The following is an 18,620-nucleotide window of genomic DNA, read 5'->3' on the forward strand; positions in this document are numbered from 1 at the left end:
GTAAAGGAGTGATTATATGCTGGTTGAAAACGTGCTTATAGTCGACCCAGTCGATGGAGAATATGTAGGAACCGTTGAGTTTGAAGATGTAATATTAGAAATCAGAAAAAGCGATAAATCCAGCTTTGAACATATCCTGATGCCTGCGTTTGTCGACCCACATATCCATGGGATTAAAGGTATAGACACAATGACGGCATCGCAAGAAGATTTTGAAAGATTCAAAGAATACGAGGCTTTAGAGGGTGTTTGGTATTTTCAACCAACGACTGTAACATGTCCCCTTGATGAACTCAGAAAGATAAAAATACCATCGGAGCTTAAACTACACATTGAAGGTCCGTTTATAGCCCCCAAAAGGAAAGGTGCACATAGCGAGTCGTATATTCAGTCTCCTCCAAGGGACGTTCATGAGCTCGAGCAATATCTTTCCTTATCTTCGATTGGTACGATAACCGTTGCCCCAGAATATGATTCTTTCCTGGATTTTGCCAAGAGTTGCGAGCTAAACAACATTAGAATATCCATTGGACACACAGATGCAACTTTTGCTCAAGCGAAAAGAGCATTCGAAAACGGGTTTAGACGTATCACGCACTTTCCAAATGCTTTGAGTCCTCTTCATCACAGAGAACTTGGGGTAACTGGTGCAGGATTACTTTTGGACTTTACTCTGGAAATAATTGCAGATGGGATTCACTGTGCACCAGAGTTTGTAAATTTGGTCTACAAAGTCAAAGAAGCTGAAAAAATAATACTTGTTACCGATAGCATAAGCGCTACAGGACTGGAAGATGGTAACTACATGCTTGGAGATTTGCGCGTTAAGGTTGAAAATGGAATAGCAAAACTAAGCGATGGCACATTGGCTGGTAGCACTTTGAAATTTTCTCAAGCGGTGAAGAATTTTGCTAAATTCACAGGATGTTCTTTAAAAGAACTTGCAATGGTAAGCTCTTATAATGCTTGTAAAGACTTAAATCTGAATGGCGGCAGAATAAAAGAAGGATATCCTGCAAAGTTAGTTCTACTCGATAACGAACTGAACATTAAAAAGGTCTGGAATTTCTAAGGTTACCAGGTTATAATAATATTAACTGAACTGACTCCAAAAAGCAAGTTTGGGGGGATTGGAATGCCAGCAGGATGTCCATCTCTTGAAAAGAACCTGAAAAATTGCACATGCACTTATCTTTCTTGTGACAAGCGTGGAAAGTGCTGCGAATGCGTTGCTTACCACAGAAGCCTTGGTGAAATTCCAGGTTGTTTCTTTACAAAAGAGGGTGAACGCACTTGGGACAGGTCTATTGAGAATTTCATAAGAGATAGAGGTAGAAAGTAATGGGGGAGAAATTACTACATCAAAGAATTCTCGAAAACGTTCAAAAAGTTATTAAAGGCAAAAACGAAGAGACCAAAGTTATTCTCGCTGCGATGTACGCGGGTGGTCATGTTTTATTAGAAGATGTACCCGGTGTTGGGAAAACTATACTCGCCAGATCTCTGGCTATTTCATTAGGGCTTAATTTCAAGCGCGTCCAATTTACACCTGACCTGCTTCCAACCGACTTAACAGGTTTATCTGTATACGATAGAAAGACCGAAACGTTTGTTTTCAGGGAAGGCCCCATCTTTACAGACATCCTCTTAGCCGACGAAATCAACCGCGCAACTCCAAGAACACAATCAGCACTTCTAGAAGCTATGGCCGAAAGGCAGGTTACCGTAGATGGGGTAACACATAAATTGTCTGATGATTTCTTTGTTATAGCAACGCAAAATCCTATAGAATACGAAGGAACTTTCCCGCTTCCTGAAGCACAACTTGATAGATTCACGATAAGGATTAGCCTTGGCTATCCCGACAAACAAAGCGAAATAGAAGTATTAGAATCGCAAAGGGTCAGACATCCCATTGAGGACCTTAAACCCGTTGGAAGCCCAGAAGAGTTTTCTCAAGAGAAACAAAAAGTGCGAGAAGTTAAGGTAAGTCAGGAAGTAAAAGAATACATTGTCAACATCGTTGATGCAACAAGGCACCATGAATCATTGAAATACGGTTCAAGCCCAAGAGGCAGCTTGGCGTTGATGCACGTCAGTATGGCTTGGGCATACATAAATGGGAGAGACTTTGTGTTACCTGATGACGTGAAGAAAGTTGCTCCATACGTGTTGATTCATAGAATCATCCAAAGCACAGAATCGAAGATTTTAAGAGAGTCAAAGGAAGATATTCTGAACAATATACTCGAGAAAGTACCAGTAGTTGCAGAAGAATAACCTTTAGATTGAAAAGGCCATCCAAGTAGAACCGGGTGGCTTTTTTGTTGTATTTGGTCTTTAGCTTTAGGTGTTTTGCATAAAAATAAGTTCTAACAACCTTTCTTTGTTTTCAATAATCGTAACAAAATCATTTTTGAGTTTTTCTATATCCTTTTGCATCACTTCCGATTTGAATGCATACTCTACTTCTACGTATTTGGCTGTTATTCCTTCAAGTTCAGGAATGTTGAACCTTTCAAAAAGTTCGTAAGGTGTCAAATGATCAAAGCCTTTGAAAACATTTTGTCTAACGTAATGGTATGCATGATGCACAAATTCTACACCGGACAAATCGAGAATCTCTTTGTAAGAAAGATTTGTCTGATACACTGGTGATTGAGTTGGTTCTGACTCTGTGACTTTATTGTCTTCCTGGTCAGTTTTTTGTGTTAGAAAATCGTAGTACATTTTCCCCAAAAAGAAAACAGCAAAAAGGCCAGCAGCGGTTGATAAGAGCTGAAAGATAAAAAGGATGTGGTCAGTTGTGTTATTTGAAGAAGCATTAGTTACCACTGATTTTTCTTGTGTGATTACTGTCGTTGCTGGATTTGTTTGATTAAAAGCACTCCTAGTTGAAAATTCTGATTCCAAAGTTCTTTGAGTTCTTAGATTAGAAATAACGCCAGAAATCGTTGGAGCAAATACAAAGAGGAAAAATAGCAGAATAGCTATTGTAACCCAAAAGCTGGAGATTATAGTCCTTCTTTGTTCGTAGGGTGCTCGTCTTATGACCGCCAAAATGTAGAGCAAAACTGTAGTTACAACTAGCATCGACAGAGTTTCCAACAGTTTAAACAATCGTTCTCTGCTAAGATTTTCTATCTTTTCTATGAGCTCTGGATTTTTCGTTATATCCGTTTCCAATGTTTGACTCGAGCGATTCTGAACGACTTCTTCAGGGATGCTGTATCTTTCCACTTTTTGTTGAGTTGAAGTTTTCGCTGGTCTTTCTTGTGATTCGACTACTTTTACAATGTTGAACCTAACGTCTGGAAGCGGCAGTGAAAGAAAGATAACAAACAAAGAGGAAAGTAAGATCATCTTTTTCACTTTCGCTTTGTTTTCAAAAAGAGCTTTAAATTCAGGCGTGTCTGAAAAGTTAAGAACTACAAACAAAAAGACAAAGAATGGAGTAAGGTAGTGGTTAAAGAACGCTAGCGCCGAAAGATAAAGTGCTAACGTCAACCACTTGTTCTGGAAATACTTACCAATGCTTAAAGCAAAAAGCACAACGACGAGCAGGTATTTTAGCGAATCCACCCTGAAAAATGAAAGGGCATACAGCGTGGAGAAAAATAGAAGAATTCTGGAAATTATAATGCTCTGCGATAAGATATACGTCAAGAGTAATATAGTAAAAACCCAAAAATGTAAGTTTTTGGCTACTCCCGCACTAGGTACAATCAATGAGAACATTATCGAAAATAGTAACATTATCCTTCGTAATGTTTCATTAATTTTCCTATACTGCTCCATAATTTCACCTCTTGGCGGTAAGTTACTACACCTGTGCACCATCAGTGAGTTTCAAAAGGCCTTCCATAAAGCTTGTGTTCTCATGCCACACTTCCACCATTATATTTTCCTCTTCCAAAACCCTTGCGTAGTTGTACAATTCCCTTACTTCAAGAGGAACATCAAAATATGATTTAAACTTTTTGCTCGTTGCTTCTCTAAAACCGTAGGGCATAATCAGTACGACAATCCTACCGCATCTTTTTCTCAATCTTAGCAGACTTTCAACCTCATCCTTTGTCAAGAACATACCTATCAATATAACTGTATCCGTTGGTTGAACTACATCAATTACATGTTCGAGAAGTTCGGTAGTGTTTTGGTTGCCTTCAAGTGTTCCTTCCACTTCAGCCAAGTAATCAAAATAAAGCACGTAATCTGTGAATGAAAGGTTGTAAGTGCCTTTTGAATGTGATATCAACAAATTTGTCTTTTCGTGTTTGCCGGTGAAATATTTCAGCAAACCGGCTGTCGCTCTAATAGCTTCTTCTTGATATTTCCTATGTATATATTCCCAAGCTGTCTTTGAATAAATGCCTGCTGGAAGGTTTAGGTCAAGTAGAATATAATTCCTCGTCGTTCCTGCGTACTCATATTCTTTTACCATCAGTTCACCCATCTTGGCGCTCTGCTTCCAATGAATTCGGCTCAAAGGTTCACGCTCGTATTCTCTCACGTTTCTGATATAAGAAATATCTTCAACAAGCTTGTACTTACTCTTCACAACCGGAAGCATCTCAAGTATTCTTTCAACCTCAGCCTCGGCGTATTCAAGTTTTGGAAAAACCTTGACCTTGAATGGTATGTCCTCCGTAATTAACACTTGGAAGAGTCTTGTGAAACTCTCTATCTTTATCGTGTAGTATCCCATGTCCTTTGTTCCGCGTGTTCCAAAAAACGTATCAAATGAAAGTGAAACACTATCTTGTGGGTTCAAAACCAAACGCACCGAAGCTTTTTTAACAACCGCTGGTGGCACAACTTCTATAACCAATGGTCTTTTCGCCTCAGAGGAAATGTTGATAACTATGTCAAACCTTTCATTGATAAATACTCTTGTTTTCCCACTTACATTAGTCTTAATTAATCTCGAGTAGGCTTTTAGTGTAAGATATTCCAGAATCAACCATCCTGAGAAGATATCAAGTAGCCATACATATTTGTTGTAAACGAAAGCACTTAAAACAACTGAGATAATTATTATCACATAGAACACCGGGCTTACTCTTGCCCATGTTTTTCTTTTTTGACGCACGTGTTCCATATTCAACAACCTCTCATTTTAGGTTGATATTAAACAACAATATTAAACCACGAATACGCCTTAAGTTCAAACCAAAGACTAATTTTCCTAAAAGTTCAAGCAGGAGTATAATAGTAACATGAATAAAAAGACTCACATTAAAAGCAGATTTCTCAATACTTTTGATATAACTAAGCGAAGAACTAATCGATATTTGAGAGGGGGACAAATGATTGTAAAGTGCGAAAGATTCAAAAGATTGAAAAGCTTCTTATTGCTTGCTTCATTTACTTTCTTGGTGATTGCAATTATACATAATCACGGATACGCCCTTGACTTTGTGCTTTATGGTCATAACTCCGTAGTTTGGGAGTTAAGTTTCGACAATGACAAGCTCTATTCAGTCGGTGCGGATGGTACTTTGAAGGTTTGGAATAAAGAACTATTGCCGTTACAAAATATTACCTCACACGAAAGCTGGGCAAGGTGTATAGATGTTAGCGATAAATATGTCGCCGTAGGAGGTTACAAGCCTGATAACACAATAAAGGTCTACGACAAAAACACACTGAAATTAATTTACACCTTGAAAGCTCATAAAGGCTCAGTTTTCACCCTGCTTTTCTACAAAGCGTTTCTTATTTCCGCTGGCTCAGACAACACAATAATCGTCTGGAAAGATTTTAAACCTCTCAAATTTCTGAAAATTCACGACGGCTGGGTTAGAAAACTCACAATCTACAACGGTTATCTTGTCTCAGGCGACGAAAATGGTAGACTTTCATTCTCTACGCTCGACGACTTTAAATTTGAACGTTCTTTTGAATTAAAATCTCAAATCCTTTCGCTACACGTATTTCAGAATAAACTTTACGTTGGTTCATCCGATGGTTCTGTGTACAGATTTTTGCTTGATAAAGGACAGATAAAATATGAGAAGGTTCTTTCTCTCAAATCCGCAGTTCAATCAATAACAGACGATGGAAAGTTTTTGTATCTGTCGGTAGAAGGGAAAGTTATCGTTGTTAACGATGAAACAATTGGTGCAAAAATCGTGCGCAATTTCGATATGTCTGCCTCAGAGATTACTTCACTACAAATTATTGATAAAACAATATATGTCTCAAACAGGGAAGGTGACATATTCAAGTACTCAATCGATGGAAGGTATTTAGGAAAAGCACCAAAGCATTTCCTATCCTCTGCAAAAATCTCAGCAAACGGAAATTCGCTTGTAATAGGCCGTGAAGATGGGAGTATCGAAAGATACAACGTAGATAATGGTTTACTGATATGGAGTTACAAGAACGATACCAGCATCAGGTTTGTCTTAACCTTGGACGAATCTGTTATCGCAGGAGACTCGTCAGGGAAGTTGCTCGTTCTAAAAGATGGGAAAGTTCAAAGCGTTTTTTACAACGAAGACGCGTTTTTAACCTGCACTCTCGACAATTCAAAAAAGAATCCCATCTATCTTGGAAGCCGGGGAAAGGTATTTTCGCTTGAAGATATCCAGGGAAGATGGAACCTCAAAACGATTGCAGTCATCTCTGAAGAATGGATCTGCTCAATATACAATAGTGAAGGAATTCTTTACGTTGGAACCAATCTTGGAAACGTATATGCATTAGACAAAATGTCTTATAAGCCAAAGCTTATAAATTCATACCCAAGTCCTGTAGTGAAAATATCAAGACTAAACAGTCAAATTGTTGTTTTTCACTTTAACGGAACAATCGCCGTGTTTGATGGTAAAGTTTGGAAAGTTCAAAGAAGTGATGTCTTTCCACTCTATTCAGGCTTAGTTATCGAGTCACAGATTATCACGGGTGGCTCGAAATTGAGAATCGGTAACAGTTCCTATGAATTTGAAGCCTTTATTGTGGATTTGGCAGAATTTCGAAAGACAAAAAACAACATTTTCGCAAGCTTATCAAATGGTATGGTCGTTCAAATCGAAGACGGCAATGTTGTCCGTAGGTTCTCGAGTCAAATAAGCTCGATTTCGACTATTTATGCAGATGATTTAGTCATTTGTGGACATGAAGATGGAAAGGTAAGCTTGTGGAACTACAATAAAAAACAAGCTAAATTCGAATTATCGATGATTTTCGACGACCACACAGATGCAGTGAAGAGTATCACAAGATACAAAAAATACATAATATCTGCATCAAACGATAAAACTATTAAAGTATGGGATTCCAAAACTGGAAAGTTGCTGAATATTTTAACCGGCCATACTGGTTACGTATGGAGCATATTTGTGGTTGGTGATATACTTGTAAGTGGTGGATGGGACGGCAAAGTTATATTGTGGAATTTAAAGAACTTTCAAAAAATAAAAGTCTATGAGCTCCCAAAGCTTTCCATTACGGGTATTTTTGCATTTTCAAGTGACGAGATATACTTAACAACTTTGGAAGGTTTTGTGGTAAGAATAAACAAAGATAAAGTCACAAAAATAAAAGCTTCCGAGCAAACGCTTTGGTCTATTGACAGTAATTATTCTGACAACTCAAATCCTTCTCAAATCAAAATATACGTTGCTGGATGGGATGGAAGAGTGTATGTATTAGACAGAGAACTTAGAAACATTGGACAATTTAAAGGGCATAATTCAACTATTTTCAAAATTATGTTTTTTGACGGCAAGCTTTTTACCGCTGGAACGGATAATTTGATTAAGGTATGGAGGATAGTCAGTGATAAACCAGAAAACATCGGTTCGTACTCAAATTTTCGTCAATCAATTCTTTCTGTAGCAATTTCAAAAACGCTTGGGAAAGTGATAACAACAGATGGGAAGGGCCTAATTTCTATCGACTTAGAAGAAACGTATAGATAGTAGCGAATGGCGAGCAAAAATAGAAATTCACAAACGCAAATTATGGGAGGTAAAGAAAGCTATGGAAAAGACGATAACAACAGAGGTAGTATTCAACGGTATGCTATTAACTGTTCTAAGAGATGAGGTACTTTTGGAAAACGGTGCTATGAGTATTCGAGAGCACGTGCTACACCCCGGTGCGGTAGCAGTCGTTCCAATAACAAGCGATGGAAAGATTATCCTGGTTGAACAATATCGGTATCCAATAAAACAAAAGCTATTGGAAATTCCTGCTGGAAAATTTGATAAACCAGGTGAAGATGCTTTAGAATGTGCTAAGCGTGAACTCTGGGAAGAGACAGGTTACACAGCAAGAAAATACACATATTTGGGATACATCTACACAACACCTGGTTTTTCCAACGAGATTATCCATCTGTACCTGGCACAAGATTTAGTTCCTGGAGACTCTAATCCAGATGAAGATGAAATTCTCGAAGTTCGAATTGAGGATTTTGACGCAGTTGTGAAGAAATGTATAAGTGGAGAGATAACTGATGCCAAAACAGTTGCTGGTGTCATGAGAGCATATTTTAAGTTAAGAGGTGAAAAGTGATGGTAAAAGTTGTCGTAAACGGCGAAGAAAAACTTTTCAACTCACAGGACTTTGAAAACTTCAACGCTTTACTCAGAACTGTCGTTACTGAAGGTCAAGTTTTGAAAAGTTTAAAGATTAATGGCAAGGAAATTCCTGTTGCTTACGTTGAGGAACTCAAAAACGCAAAGCTAGACGAAGAATTACTAATAGAAATTGAGACACAAGATGCTGTTTCTTTTTTAAAAGAGACGTTACAGGATGTGCTGGGTTACATCCAGCATGTTAAGGAACTCTTACCACAAGTAGCGAGTAGCATAATAACAGGAAATGAAGCTGGATGGAAGGCGATAAAGGACTTATCAGAAGGCTTGGCAGCAATTGAAAACTTAAGAAGTTCGACAAATCAGATTACGAAGTTAAACGAAAGCGAATTGGCTCTTGCAACAGATAAAAATGAAATATCAAACATTCTCAGAGAAATGTTGGAAGCGCTTGATAAAAGGGATGTTTTTGAAATCTCCGATGTCGTGGAAAATAAAATACCTGTAGTTTTAGATTACTACATAGAGTATTTCACAAAAGTATTAGAAGCAATAGCAAAAGTAAATTGATTTTATTATTAAGCAATTCACGAAATAAAAAAGGGAGGTATCGTGAATGGACTATATTGAACAAATGGTTTTAACTGCAAGCCCTGCCAAGCTTATAGAACTGCTCTTGCAAAAAGCAATAAGTGTCATAGATGAGGCAAAGAACTACATAGATGAAAAAGATTATAACAATGCGAACGCAAAAATTGTTAGGGCTCAAGATATAGTAATGGAGCTGAATTTGGCACTCGACATGGAGAAAGGTGGAGAAATAGCTAAAAATCTCAGAGCACTTTACAACTACATGTACAGAACATTAGTTGAAGCAAACATCAAAAAAGATAAAAAGATGCTTGATGATGTGAAATCGTTGCTCGAGGATTTACTCTCAACTTGGAGAGAGGCTATGAAATTGGCAGGAAGCACTGCCAGTCAAATTGATGTTAACAAACCTAGGATAAATCTAACCTACTAATTTTCCGGAGAATCTGTTATCAATATCAAAGGACTGATGTGAAAATGAAGATATCGTATATTCTTTCAAACGTGCTTTTCTTAGGCTTTGTTCTTAGTTTAGTCGTAGCTATTGTTTTTTTCGAAATCGGTTTGAGGGCTTTTAGAAACGCAAACGAAAAGAAATCAAAAGAAAGCAATTCACTAGGATTTCGATGGCTTTTTTATGCGGGAATACTTCTCGCACTTTCCATTGTGTTTTCTTTAATTAAGTTCTAGGAGACTTTATTTGTTTTCGGACTGTGATATAATAAAAATAGCAGTCAACCAAAAACTTGGGGGTGAATCTATGGAGCTCAAGTTTCTTACTTTTTACCTAGGCGAAGAGGTTTTTGCAATTAATATCATGAAGGTTGAGCGTGTTAAAGAGTACGAAAAGACAACCAAAATACCAAACATTGCAGATTTTGTGGAAGGAATTATTAACCTGATGGGAGAAATTGTTCCTATTATTAATTTGAGAAAAAAGTTCTTAATGGATGATTTCGCAAACAAAGAGAAGTCAAAGATTATTGTTGTCAAACTTGAAAATGGTAAGAAAGTTGGATTACTTGTTGACGATGTTAGAGAGGTGTTAACGGTTACCGAGGATATGATAGATGAGCCACCTGCACATGTAGCGGGTATGTCTGGTGCAAAATTCATATCGGGTGTTATAAAGCTTGAAAACGAGATGGTGTTAACCCTCGAGGTTGATAACTTATTAACAACCGAAGAAAAAATTGCTTTAGCAAATATTGGATAAAAAATCATTAAAATTCTTGTTGGTTCAACACAGGGCTTGAAAAAATACAAAGATATGATAAAATCTATCATGCACATTTCAGAAATAAAAAATGGGTGTGTAGCTCAGTGGAAGAGCACTTCCCTCACGAGGAAGGGGTCGTAGGTTCAATTCCTACCACACCCACCACAATCAAAAAGAGCGGCTTTTAAGCCGCTCTTTTTCTGCTTCATATGTTTTCTTCATTTCTTATTTGTCCACACGAGCCAAAGGTTTCTCATCACAGAGAAGATAAGATAAATAACCAATGCAACAAGGACTGTTGTAATTTCTCTATAAAATACTATATAAATTGGGGCTTTTATGTGACAGAATGAATTAAAAATGGATATGAATCCGAATGTTCCAAAGAATGTCAGTATGCCGCTAATAAATTCATTGTCGATATCACCGGCAATAAAAAACATCGGTAAAAACAAGAGTTCCTTTATTCTTGGTCTTATTATAAACACGTTCTCGAGTGTAAGACGTATCTTTTCCTCAAAATCAAGGACATAGCCGTAATTACCACTACGCATAAGCATATATACTATAGCAATTCCACCTATGACACCTGTGGTAACAATATGCCAACGTTTAACTGAGTTTTTTTGATAAAGTTCTCTAAATGTAAGTAATCCAACCATCACTGGTAATAGAACAAGGGAGACTTTAACTCCCCTATAGACTTCTAAATCATTCAAATATTCGTATGAATACAACGAAAAGTTAGTGAGTAATCCCAGTATGAAAATATTTGATACTCTTGTAAACCTATTATTGGATGAAAAGTAAGCAGCTAACGTTCCAAAAACGCTAACAACTGAAACAAATAGCCAGTATTGTTTGAAAAGCGCGAATCCAAGAATAGTAAAAGGTGCTTGAAGAGCAACAAATACACCCAGAAGTATTCCTGAAATTTTTTGATTCCAGTTTGTGTTGTCAGGCATTGGAATTCCGGACTGCACTTGGAAAAAATTGCCAAACGATTCTAAAGCTTCCTTTGTGATTTGTGATTTCGGTAAAACGATGACATCAACACTTCTTTCCATCACCGCTCGCCAGAGTCGTTTGAAAAGCGAATACGAATCATATCTGGACAGTTCCTTTGGCTTTACATAATGGACTTTGACAATTTTCTTGTAGCCTGTTGCTTTGTAAAAATTTCTGACAAACTCTGTGTCCCCGTAAAACTCCATAATCCCTACATACCTTGATTCTACCTTCTTGTAAAATTCTTCAGGTTTTTCGTTAATACCTTCCAATGGTATGATAATTTTTACGTCATCATTGATTTTTTCGCTTCCGGTGTAAAACAATATTGAAGGGTCATCATCGAAAAACACAGAAACGGTTAAGTTATTTTTATCATTTGGTATCCTAAGGAATATAAACACCGATAGAACAAGGGCGAAGACTGTGAGAATTACGTTAATGTAAGTATCATTTTTTGCAAATAATGGAAGTTTCAAAACTAATCACCTTCCGCTTCCAGAAGTTTTAGAACTGTTTTTAAATCCTGGCTCACGGATGCTTCAAATTTATAATGTTTTCCATGAAAATCAAAGGCCATCTGGTTGCAATGCAAAAAATGCCTTTTCAAACCGTACTTTTTTGAAAAGGCTCTGTTCAATCTAAAATCACCATAATCGTTGTCACAGACTATTGGGAACCCTTTCATCGAAAGATGCTTTCGTATTTGATGTTTCCTTCCTGTTTCGATTTTCACGTCAAGTAACGTTAAACTGATATCTTTTCCATCGAGCTTTGTCATAAACCTACGGACTGGTCTTATATGAGTAACTGCTTCCTGGTCGTCAATTGGTATGTTTATTGTTGCTGCTTTTGGGGAACCAAATACTAAAGCCACGTAATTTTTCTCCACATCACGAGACGAAATCATTTCGCTGAGTTCTCTTGCTACTTGTCTGCTTTTTGCAATAATCATGACACCTGAAGTTTCTTTATCCAATCTATGCACAAGGAAAGGTTCAAAACCTTTCGTCGTACCATAATGTTTTAAACCTTCTATCAACGAAGGTTTGTGAACATTCTTTCCCGGATGTACAGAAACACCGGCTGGTTTGTTGACGACTATAATGTTTTCGTCTTCGAATATGATATCTAAGTTCATTTTCACCGGTTTTATTTCTTTATATTCACGCGTATATTTGGACAAATCTTCGTTTCTGATTTCTATCCTATCCCCGATTTCTATCTTCACAGAAGGCTCTTTAACCCTTTTCTCATTAAGATAAACTTTGCCCGTTCTTATGAGTTTGTATATTGCACTCAAAGGCACGTTTTTCAGAACATTTCTCAAAAATTTATCAACTCTTGAGAAATAGTTATCTTCGTTTACTATCCATGAGTTCTTTACTGAGACATTTGGTAGGCTATCTTTTTGGGTTCCATTTCCCATACTTTTCATTTGCTCCTCTCTACGACTACAATAGATGTTTATCAAGCAGTTCGGAAACAATTGTTGATGGTAAACTTGAAAATTTCCTGAAATTTTGTTCGTATTCAATTTGCGCATGTTCTTCACTTGTGTCAACTATGACTTTTAGTGCGCAGAATTCCACGCCGTTTTGTTGACATACTTTTGCTATTGCGGCGCTATCCATATCAACAGCAAATGCTCCGTACTTGTCAAATAGTTTTCTTTTAAGCTCCCTATCACTAACTATTAGGTCCCCACTTACGATGGGACCAAAATTTATCTTGTCGTAAACATCCGCAATCTTTTCCAAAAGTTTCGAAGAGCTTTCTATTCCAAACGTGTTAGTGGTTTGAAAATCGTGTTCGTAGAAAACACTACCACAAACTAAATCTCCAATTTTCAGCTCTGGATGAATTGCTCCAGCGGAACCGCAATGAATTATATAGCTGGGCCTAAACCTATCAATTATAGCTTGAGCCATCATAGCACTCTCAACTTTACCAACGAACCCATATATTGTGACTACTTCGTTACCTCCGACAATACCCCTTGAAAAATTCCTCTTCACAAGCTCACCATTTTCAAGTAGGGGTAGCATTTCTCGAAAAACTCCAATTATCTCTTCTTTCAAAACACCGGTAACAACAACCATAAAAATCACCTCAACAAACTACTAATCTAAAGATTTTAGGCCGTTTTCTGATAATCCATTTAACCTACTGAATCTAATCCTTCCACCAATTCTTTATTTCCCGCCCCTAATAGCTATGTGAAACTCTACATCCTCAGGAATGAATAAACTAACTGGAAGTTTTATTATCAAACCTTCAGCACTAATTTTCATGTCCCTACCGGTAACCACCGTTGGAGGCGTGATATCAATTTTGTATCCAAGCTTTTCAAGGTTCATAGCGATACTTCCAGAAGTCATGTTGCCTAGTTCGCCTATAGCACTTAATGATAGCTCATCAAGGGTGTTGTATTCCATCCCCATCATTTTTGAGACAATTTTTAGAGCAGTTTCTTCATTAAACGCGTAAACAAAGTTTCCCTCTATGTTGCCAAGAAAACCAATTATTGTAACCAAGTTGTACTTTGGAGTTATATCTTTTACAGCTTGCGGTTTACCAAATTGTGCTTGCATTTGCAGAACGGCCTCATAAGTTCCTTGAACTGCTGCTAAAACTGAGTTAACAATCCTTACATCAACCATTTTTTAGCACCTCCCAAAACTTTTCAAACTCAGTATCGTAAGTTAACCTACCATGCTTACCCTCTGAAACTTCTTTGAAAAAGAGGGTCTTTGCTTTCTCGTAATCAACTTGCCCACCTTTTTTCAATAGACCGCGCGAACGTCCGTATTCCTCCAGGAACTGAACGATATCTTTCTGGACCCCTGCCGCAGAAGCATATATTTTAAAAGCGTAATCGAAGATTTCATCATCGACGTTTTCAATAGGTAAAGAACCTATGAGCAGCAGTTTTGCCGCTATATCCTTTGAAAATATCTCGGAAAACAGTATCCCAGGTGAATCCAAAACCGTAAATCCTTCGACATTGACCCACTGGACACCACGAGTAATACCAGGCTGGGCTCCTGTTTTTGCTTTGTGCCTCCCAAGTATCTTATTTATTATTGTTGATTTTCCAACATTCGGAACCCCAACAACTGCTATCCTTGGATTCGCATACTTTGTAGGAATAGACTTTAAAAAGGTCAGCAATTCTTTTCTATTCGTATCCTTGTTAACAAGAAGGGTTGGATATAACTTTGCTATCTCACAAGCCCATTTCTTATTGTATTCAGAATCCGCTAAGTCCGTTTTATTAAGCAAAAAGACACGCTGTTTATCTTTGAAAATTTTCATCTCAAAACTCGTGGTTGCAACAGGTGCGCGTGCATCAAGCACAATAACAACGATATCTATCTTTTTCAGATTTTCTCTGATTTGTCTTTTAGCCTTTTGAACGTGACCCGGATACCAAGCTTTGACATGCTCGTTGGACTGATTGCTCACTTACTTAAACCTCCATCTTCTACAATCTTATCACCTAATTATCTACTTACTCGGGACAACGAGGGTACCTACATTTTCACCACGGATCGCTCTAAGTAGGTTGTTATCCTCGAAGAAGTTCATAACAAGAATTTTCATTTGATAGCGTTTGCAGATAGAAAATGCTTCCGTGTCCATGATTTTCAAATCCTTCTCGATAGCCTCATCGTAGGTTATTACATTATATTTTACAGCATCGTTGTATATCTTCGGGTCTTTGTCGTAAATTCCTGAAACCTTCGTACCCTTTATCAGTAATTCCGCTTTCATCTCAACCGCCCTAAGTGCAGCTCCAGTGTCGGTCGTAAAGAATGGGTTACTTGTTCCACCAGCAAAGATAACGATATACCCCGCATCAAAATAAAGGTCAATGTCGTCGTAGTTTATAAATTTCACACTTGGTAGGGTGACAATTTGAGAAACCACCACGGTTCTAATACCTGCGCTCTCAAATCTATCTTTCAAATATAGTGCGTTAATGACAGTACCTAACATCCCTATTTGGTCTGATATCGTTGGTCTTACACCTTCGAAGTCTCTTCCTCTAAAAAGGTTGCCCGCACCAATCACAATTCCCAGTTTCACTCCATATTCAGAAACTTTTTTTATCTCCCTTATAAGATAATTAACATGCTCTTCGCTAAAACCTTTCTGTGCTTCTCCACTGAGTACCTCACCACTTAGCTTGAGAAGAACTCGTTTGTACATTCATCATCCCTCCAAGAGTATGACGTTCTTTTTATCTCTGAAAAATTCGAGTATTCTTCTATCGTTCGTCATCAATATTATCTGTCTCAATTCCGATTCTTCGTTTAAATATTCACACACTCTTTTCAACCTATCGTCATCCAAACGTATCAAGGTATTATCTATAACCAAAGGCAAACTACCATCATAGAATGTCTTATAAAGAGCATTTTTAATGCAGAATATCAATAAGTCCTTCGTGGAACCGCTTAAAAACTCGTCAGGGGCCTTCATATCCCCTTCAACGACCAGTCTCACAGATAAATCTGGCAATACGACAAAATTCTTCTCAGCCCCGGAAACTTTCGTAAAGAGTCCGGCGAATTCATCGCTGAATATTTTATGGTAACTTTCGATGAAATTTGCAAGTCTTTCGTTAAGAAACCTATTTATCTCCGGTATTTCGTTAATCAGGTTCGATATTATCTTCGCTTTCAGCTTAAACTCGTCCAATTTTTCAACTAACGCTTGGAGTTGTTTGAAGTCCACATCGATATTTTCATAAAGGTTCTTCATCTCTTTGAGCTCAGTCAAAAGTGAATCTTTACTTGAATAAAGTTCACGTAGTATAGCTTTCGTTTGACTTATGGAAGTATCAAGGTCCTCATTTTCCCTCTCTTCAACGGCTTTTTGCAATTCGATACTTAACGTCTTTTTAGCATTCTTTAATTCTTGATACTGCTCAAAGTGAGATTTAAAAGTTTCAACCTGCTCTTTTGTTATTCCAAATCTACTTAAAATCTCGTCCAAATTCTCGGCTATAGTTTTATATTCCCTTTGAACAGACAAATATTCCCCACGAAGTTGGGATAATCTTCTCTCGAGCGATTCCTTTTCGTAAAGTAACTCCTGAACTTCTCCAAATGTCGTTTGCAAATTTTCAACAGCGGAAACTATCATCTGTGCCGCACCTGTGACACCAAACTTTGAAAGTTCTTTTATAACTTCCTGCTCGATATCTTTAAGTTCGTTGAGCAACCTTTGTCTCTCTACATTCTGTGCCTTCCATTCTAAAAACTCTGTGTATTTTTTCCTCAGTTGTTTAACGTTGGTTATACCGTAGTTTGCAAGCACTTTCCAAACAGACGGTTGTTGAGGTTGTTTCATTGCCACTTCAACTAAGCGTTCTTGAAGGACCTCTACAAAAGCCATCTTCTTTTTCCAATTGAACATGAGAAAGACAGCTAATGCCAAGAAGACGACGGCAGGAGTATACATGAAGAGTGATATTCCTTTAAAAAGAAGTCCAAGCACAAACAAAACAATACCAGCACTGGCTGAAACTATCGATAAATCTTTCGAATATTTAGCTATCTGTTCATTTCTCTCTATTTCGTTTTGTAGGCTCAGTTTAGTAGATTCTATTTCGTTTATAGTTTCTTTGTACCTTTGTTCCTCTTCTTCCGCCTGTTCTAAAATGTTCTCATTTTCAAGAAACAATCTCCAAAGTGGGTCCTCATCAACAACGTTTCCTACTCTTTCACTATACATCTTGGTAAGCAACGAAAGATGTTTCAAGCGCAACCCTACGTTTTCTAAATCATCAACGGAAGATGCACCAAGTTGTCTGAGCTTTTCCTCAATGTCTCTTTCTTTCTTCTGAAGTACTTCCTTCAATTTTTCTTGCTCTGTTTCCAGAGCTTCCAAACGAGCCTTTATGGAATTTAATTTGTAAATAAGGTTCTGAGCCTCATCAACAACAGTAGTATCTAATGAATCAATCCAGATATACTTCGTTAGTTCCGTTTCTATAGCTTCTATATTCCTTCTAAGTTGTGCTATTTTTGTCTCAAGTTCTGACTTTTTTACAGTTCTAAGTTCTTCTAAATTGTTCTCTAAAGTATTAATCTGTTCTTGTAAATCTTTTATTCGCTTTTCAATGTTCTTTATCTTCACAAACAATGTATTCTTCTTATTTATCTTTTCCTCAAGTTCCGATATCATTCCCTCCGTTTTACGAATCTCTTCCGAGATTGCTACCAAACATCTGTTCATATCAAGTGTTTGAATTCTCTTTATTGCCTCTCTTAGGATACGGCCTTCAGATGTTTTCTCGGTCTTTTTCTTAAGTGTGCTTTCCAAAATGCCTCTATCAACTCTTACTGCTTCAAGCTCGTCGTCTTCCATTATGAAGGCTAAACTTTCGAGCAAGCTAATATCGAACTTTGGCACTTCTGCTGTGTCTTCACCAAACACATACTTCCCATCGGATGTTTCTAAATACCCACCAAAAACGTTATGTCCCCACGGTCTGTATTTGAGCGCTTCGTTGCTTGGTTTGCCAAGCGTGTATAACAAAAACCTTGCTAAAGTGGTTTTACCACTCTCGTTAGGTCCAAAGACAATGTTCAGCCCTGGTCCGAACTTAAATGAAGCATTGACAAATTTTCCAAATCCGTCTATTTGTGCTTTTTTTATAAGCATATTTCTTCACCTCGGATGAGTTTTAGCACAACGTAACGTTGATTAGCAGTTTTCAGAGAATTAACCAATTCGGATTCGAAGAAACTCTTAGGAAGGATTTCTACTTTAAATCCTTTAAACTTATCTCCTAAATCTTTTTCCGTAAGGTTTTCGAGCAAATACAGGCATGTAGTATAGTCACATTTAAGGGTATTTTCACTTTCCACTTTCACCAAACCTATTGTTTCAACAGAATCAATAGCAGTTACCTTTCCGTCAATACGAACATGGGGGAGATTGTTAATAGGAGAGCTGTTGAAATCGAGGAACTTATTTTCCAAATCAATTTCAAAGTTTTCGAAGATGTTCTCAAGTATTTTATATACTTCTTCCAAAAGTCCAAAGCGACCGAGAGCATTGTAGAACACGAATTTTGAGTTTGGATACATCTTCGCAAGCTGGACCAAGAATTTCAACTTACATTGAAATATCTGTTCTTGAAATCCAGAGAATCCTTCGTAATATTCAAAAAGAGAGATGTTGTTGACCTCAACGACCACTTTTTACTCCTCCCAACGGACTATTTTAGTTCACAC

General features: G+C 37.5%; 19 protein-coding genes and 1 tRNA gene. 10 read left to right on the forward strand and 10 right to left on the reverse strand.

All coding sequences use genetic code 11. The features are described from left to right. Window positions 1–16: 16 nt before the first annotated feature. The 3 genes from nagA to FERPE_RS05050 all read left to right on the forward strand — a co-directional run bounded on the left by nagA (window position 17) and on the right by FERPE_RS05050 (window position 2,280). A complete protein-coding gene (nagA, locus tag FERPE_RS05040) occupies window positions 17–1,072 on the forward strand; it encodes an N-acetylglucosamine-6-phosphate deacetylase (RefSeq protein WP_014451574.1) in 1,056 nt (351 codons plus the stop codon). A 63-nt stretch (window positions 1,073–1,135) separates the two neighbouring features. Further along, a complete protein-coding gene (locus FERPE_RS05045) occupies window positions 1,136–1,342 on the forward strand; it encodes a DUF6485 family protein (RefSeq protein WP_014451575.1) in 207 nt (68 codons plus the stop codon). Continuing rightward, on the forward strand, window positions 1,342–2,280 hold the full coding sequence (locus FERPE_RS05050) for an AAA family ATPase (RefSeq protein WP_014451576.1): 939 nt from the start codon (window positions 1,342–1,344) through the stop codon (window positions 2,278–2,280). The genes FERPE_RS05045 and FERPE_RS05050 overlap by 1 nt, the downstream gene beginning before the upstream one ends. 66 nt (window positions 2,281–2,346) lie before the next feature. Here FERPE_RS05050 and FERPE_RS05055 read toward each other — a convergent pair whose 3' ends face one another. Further along, complete coding sequence (locus FERPE_RS05055) at window positions 2,347–3,798, reverse strand: hypothetical protein (RefSeq protein WP_014451577.1); 1,452 nt, start codon at window positions 3,796–3,798, stop codon at window positions 2,347–2,349. A gap of 25 nt (window positions 3,799–3,823) precedes the next feature. After that, a complete protein-coding gene (locus FERPE_RS05060) occupies window positions 3,824–5,101 on the reverse strand; it encodes a DUF58 domain-containing protein (RefSeq protein WP_014451578.1) in 1,278 nt (425 codons plus the stop codon). 208 nt (window positions 5,102–5,309) lie between these two features. On the opposite strand from FERPE_RS05060, the gene FERPE_RS05065 reads away from it, so the two are divergent. From FERPE_RS05065 to FERPE_RS05095, 7 genes are all read left to right on the forward strand, one after another. Further along, window positions 5,310–7,928, forward strand: coding sequence for a hypothetical protein (locus FERPE_RS05065; protein WP_041262837.1), 2,619 nt, complete (start codon window positions 5,310–5,312; stop codon window positions 7,926–7,928). A gap of 61 nt (window positions 7,929–7,989) precedes the next feature. Beyond that, window positions 7,990–8,526, forward strand: a complete 537-nt coding sequence (locus FERPE_RS05070) for an NUDIX domain-containing protein (protein ID WP_014451580.1) — start codon at window positions 7,990–7,992, stop codon at window positions 8,524–8,526. Next, window positions 8,526–9,119, forward strand: a complete 594-nt coding sequence (locus tag FERPE_RS05075) for a hypothetical protein (protein WP_014451581.1) — start codon at window positions 8,526–8,528, stop codon at window positions 9,117–9,119. The genes FERPE_RS05070 and FERPE_RS05075 overlap by 1 nt, the downstream gene beginning before the upstream one ends. A 46-nt stretch (window positions 9,120–9,165) precedes the next feature. Continuing rightward, complete coding sequence (gene fliS, locus FERPE_RS05080) at window positions 9,166–9,573, forward strand: flagellar export chaperone FliS (protein ID WP_014451582.1); 408 nt, start codon at window positions 9,166–9,168, stop codon at window positions 9,571–9,573. A gap of 44 nt (window positions 9,574–9,617) precedes the next feature. Continuing rightward, window positions 9,618–9,830 carry a hypothetical protein gene (locus FERPE_RS05085; protein WP_014451583.1) on the forward strand — a complete coding sequence of 71 codons (213 nt, stop codon included), beginning with the start codon at window positions 9,618–9,620 and terminating at the stop codon, window positions 9,828–9,830. A 70-nt stretch (window positions 9,831–9,900) separates the two neighbouring features. Further along, window positions 9,901–10,356, forward strand: a complete 456-nt coding sequence (locus tag FERPE_RS05090; protein WP_041262838.1) for a chemotaxis protein CheW — start codon at window positions 9,901–9,903, stop codon at window positions 10,354–10,356. A 93-nt stretch (window positions 10,357–10,449) separates the two neighbouring features. Next, a tRNA-Val gene (locus FERPE_RS05095) sits at window positions 10,450–10,524 on the forward strand. A gap of 53 nt (window positions 10,525–10,577) precedes the next feature. Here FERPE_RS05095 and FERPE_RS05100 read toward each other — a convergent pair. The 8 genes from FERPE_RS05100 to FERPE_RS05135 all read right to left on the reverse strand — a co-directional run bounded on the left by FERPE_RS05100 (window position 10,578) and on the right by FERPE_RS05135 (window position 18,584). Beyond that, window positions 10,578–11,846: a DUF5693 family protein gene (locus tag FERPE_RS05100; RefSeq protein WP_014451585.1), complete on the reverse strand. Its 1,269-nt coding sequence runs from the start codon at window positions 11,844–11,846 to the stop codon at window positions 10,578–10,580. Window positions 11,847–11,848: 2 nt separating this feature from the next. Then, window positions 11,849–12,796 (reverse strand): RluA family pseudouridine synthase, encoded by a 948-nt coding sequence (locus FERPE_RS05105; protein WP_014451586.1) that lies wholly within the window; start codon window positions 12,794–12,796, stop codon window positions 11,849–11,851. Between the two features lie 25 nt (window positions 12,797–12,821). Continuing rightward, a complete protein-coding gene (mtnN, locus tag FERPE_RS05110) occupies window positions 12,822–13,469 on the reverse strand; it encodes a 5'-methylthioadenosine/S-adenosylhomocysteine nucleosidase (protein WP_014451587.1) in 648 nt (215 codons plus the stop codon). Between the two features lie 93 nt (window positions 13,470–13,562). Further along, entirely contained in the window at window positions 13,563–14,030 is a 468-nt protein-coding gene (locus FERPE_RS05115; protein WP_014451588.1) for a chemotaxis protein CheX, read from the reverse strand. Beyond that, window positions 14,023–14,835, reverse strand: a complete 813-nt coding sequence (locus tag FERPE_RS05120; protein WP_014451589.1) for a GTPase — start codon at window positions 14,833–14,835, stop codon at window positions 14,023–14,025. Before FERPE_RS05120 ends, FERPE_RS05115 begins: the two co-directional genes overlap by 8 nt. Window positions 14,836–14,877: 42 nt before the next feature. After that, a complete protein-coding gene (pyrH, locus tag FERPE_RS05125; RefSeq protein ID WP_014451590.1) occupies window positions 14,878–15,582 on the reverse strand; it encodes a UMP kinase in 705 nt (234 codons plus the stop codon). Window positions 15,583–15,585: 3 nt separating this feature from the next. Next, on the reverse strand, window positions 15,586–18,045 hold the full coding sequence (locus FERPE_RS05130; protein WP_014451591.1) for an ATP-binding protein: 2,460 nt from the start codon (window positions 18,043–18,045) through the stop codon (window positions 15,586–15,588). After that, on the reverse strand, window positions 18,036–18,584 hold the full coding sequence (locus FERPE_RS05135) for a hypothetical protein (RefSeq protein ID WP_014451592.1): 549 nt from the start codon (window positions 18,582–18,584) through the stop codon (window positions 18,036–18,038). Before FERPE_RS05135 ends, FERPE_RS05130 begins: the two co-directional genes overlap by 10 nt. Between the last annotated feature and the right edge of the window lie 36 nt (window positions 18,585–18,620).

This window comes from Fervidobacterium pennivorans DSM 9078 (assembly GCF_000235405.2).
Classification (GTDB): domain Bacteria; phylum Thermotogota; class Thermotogae; order Thermotogales; family Fervidobacteriaceae; genus Fervidobacterium; species Fervidobacterium pennivorans.

What these genes read in the sequence shown, in the direction of transcription:
- nagA (WP_014451574.1), top strand. Translation starts at nt 17, where the DNA reads ATGCTGGTTGAAAACGTGCTTATAGTCGACCCAGTCGATGGAGAATAT.
- FERPE_RS05045 (WP_014451575.1), top strand. Translation starts at nt 1,136, where the DNA reads ATGCCAGCAGGATGTCCATCTCTTGAAAAGAACCTGAAAAATTGCACA.
- FERPE_RS05050 (WP_014451576.1), top strand. Translation starts at nt 1,342, where the DNA reads ATGGGGGAGAAATTACTACATCAAAGAATTCTCGAAAACGTTCAAAAA.
- FERPE_RS05055 (WP_014451577.1), bottom strand. Translation starts at nt 3,798, where the DNA reads ATGGAGCAGTATAGGAAAATTAATGAAACATTACGAAGGATAATGTTA.
- FERPE_RS05060 (WP_014451578.1), bottom strand. Translation starts at nt 5,101, where the DNA reads ATGGAACACGTGCGTCAAAAAAGAAAAACATGGGCAAGAGTAAGCCCG.
- FERPE_RS05065 (WP_041262837.1), top strand. Translation starts at nt 5,310, where the DNA reads ATGATTGTAAAGTGCGAAAGATTCAAAAGATTGAAAAGCTTCTTATTG.
- FERPE_RS05070 (WP_014451580.1), top strand. Translation starts at nt 7,990, where the DNA reads ATGGAAAAGACGATAACAACAGAGGTAGTATTCAACGGTATGCTATTA.
- FERPE_RS05075 (WP_014451581.1), top strand. Translation starts at nt 8,526, where the DNA reads ATGGTAAAAGTTGTCGTAAACGGCGAAGAAAAACTTTTCAACTCACAG.
- fliS (WP_014451582.1), top strand. Translation starts at nt 9,166, where the DNA reads ATGGACTATATTGAACAAATGGTTTTAACTGCAAGCCCTGCCAAGCTT.
- FERPE_RS05085 (WP_014451583.1), top strand. Translation starts at nt 9,618, where the DNA reads ATGAAGATATCGTATATTCTTTCAAACGTGCTTTTCTTAGGCTTTGTT.
- FERPE_RS05090 (WP_041262838.1), top strand. Translation starts at nt 9,901, where the DNA reads ATGGAGCTCAAGTTTCTTACTTTTTACCTAGGCGAAGAGGTTTTTGCA.
- FERPE_RS05105 (WP_014451586.1), bottom strand. Translation starts at nt 12,796, where the DNA reads ATGGGAAATGGAACCCAAAAAGATAGCCTACCAAATGTCTCAGTAAAG.
- mtnN (WP_014451587.1), bottom strand. Translation starts at nt 13,469, where the DNA reads ATGGTTGTTGTTACCGGTGTTTTGAAAGAAGAGATAATTGGAGTTTTT.
- FERPE_RS05115 (WP_014451588.1), bottom strand. Translation starts at nt 14,030, where the DNA reads ATGGTTGATGTAAGGATTGTTAACTCAGTTTTAGCAGCAGTTCAAGGA.
- pyrH (WP_014451590.1), bottom strand. Translation starts at nt 15,582, where the DNA reads ATGTACAAACGAGTTCTTCTCAAGCTAAGTGGTGAGGTACTCAGTGGA.
- FERPE_RS05130 (WP_014451591.1), bottom strand. Translation starts at nt 18,045, where the DNA reads ATGCTTATAAAAAAAGCACAAATAGACGGATTTGGAAAATTTGTCAAT.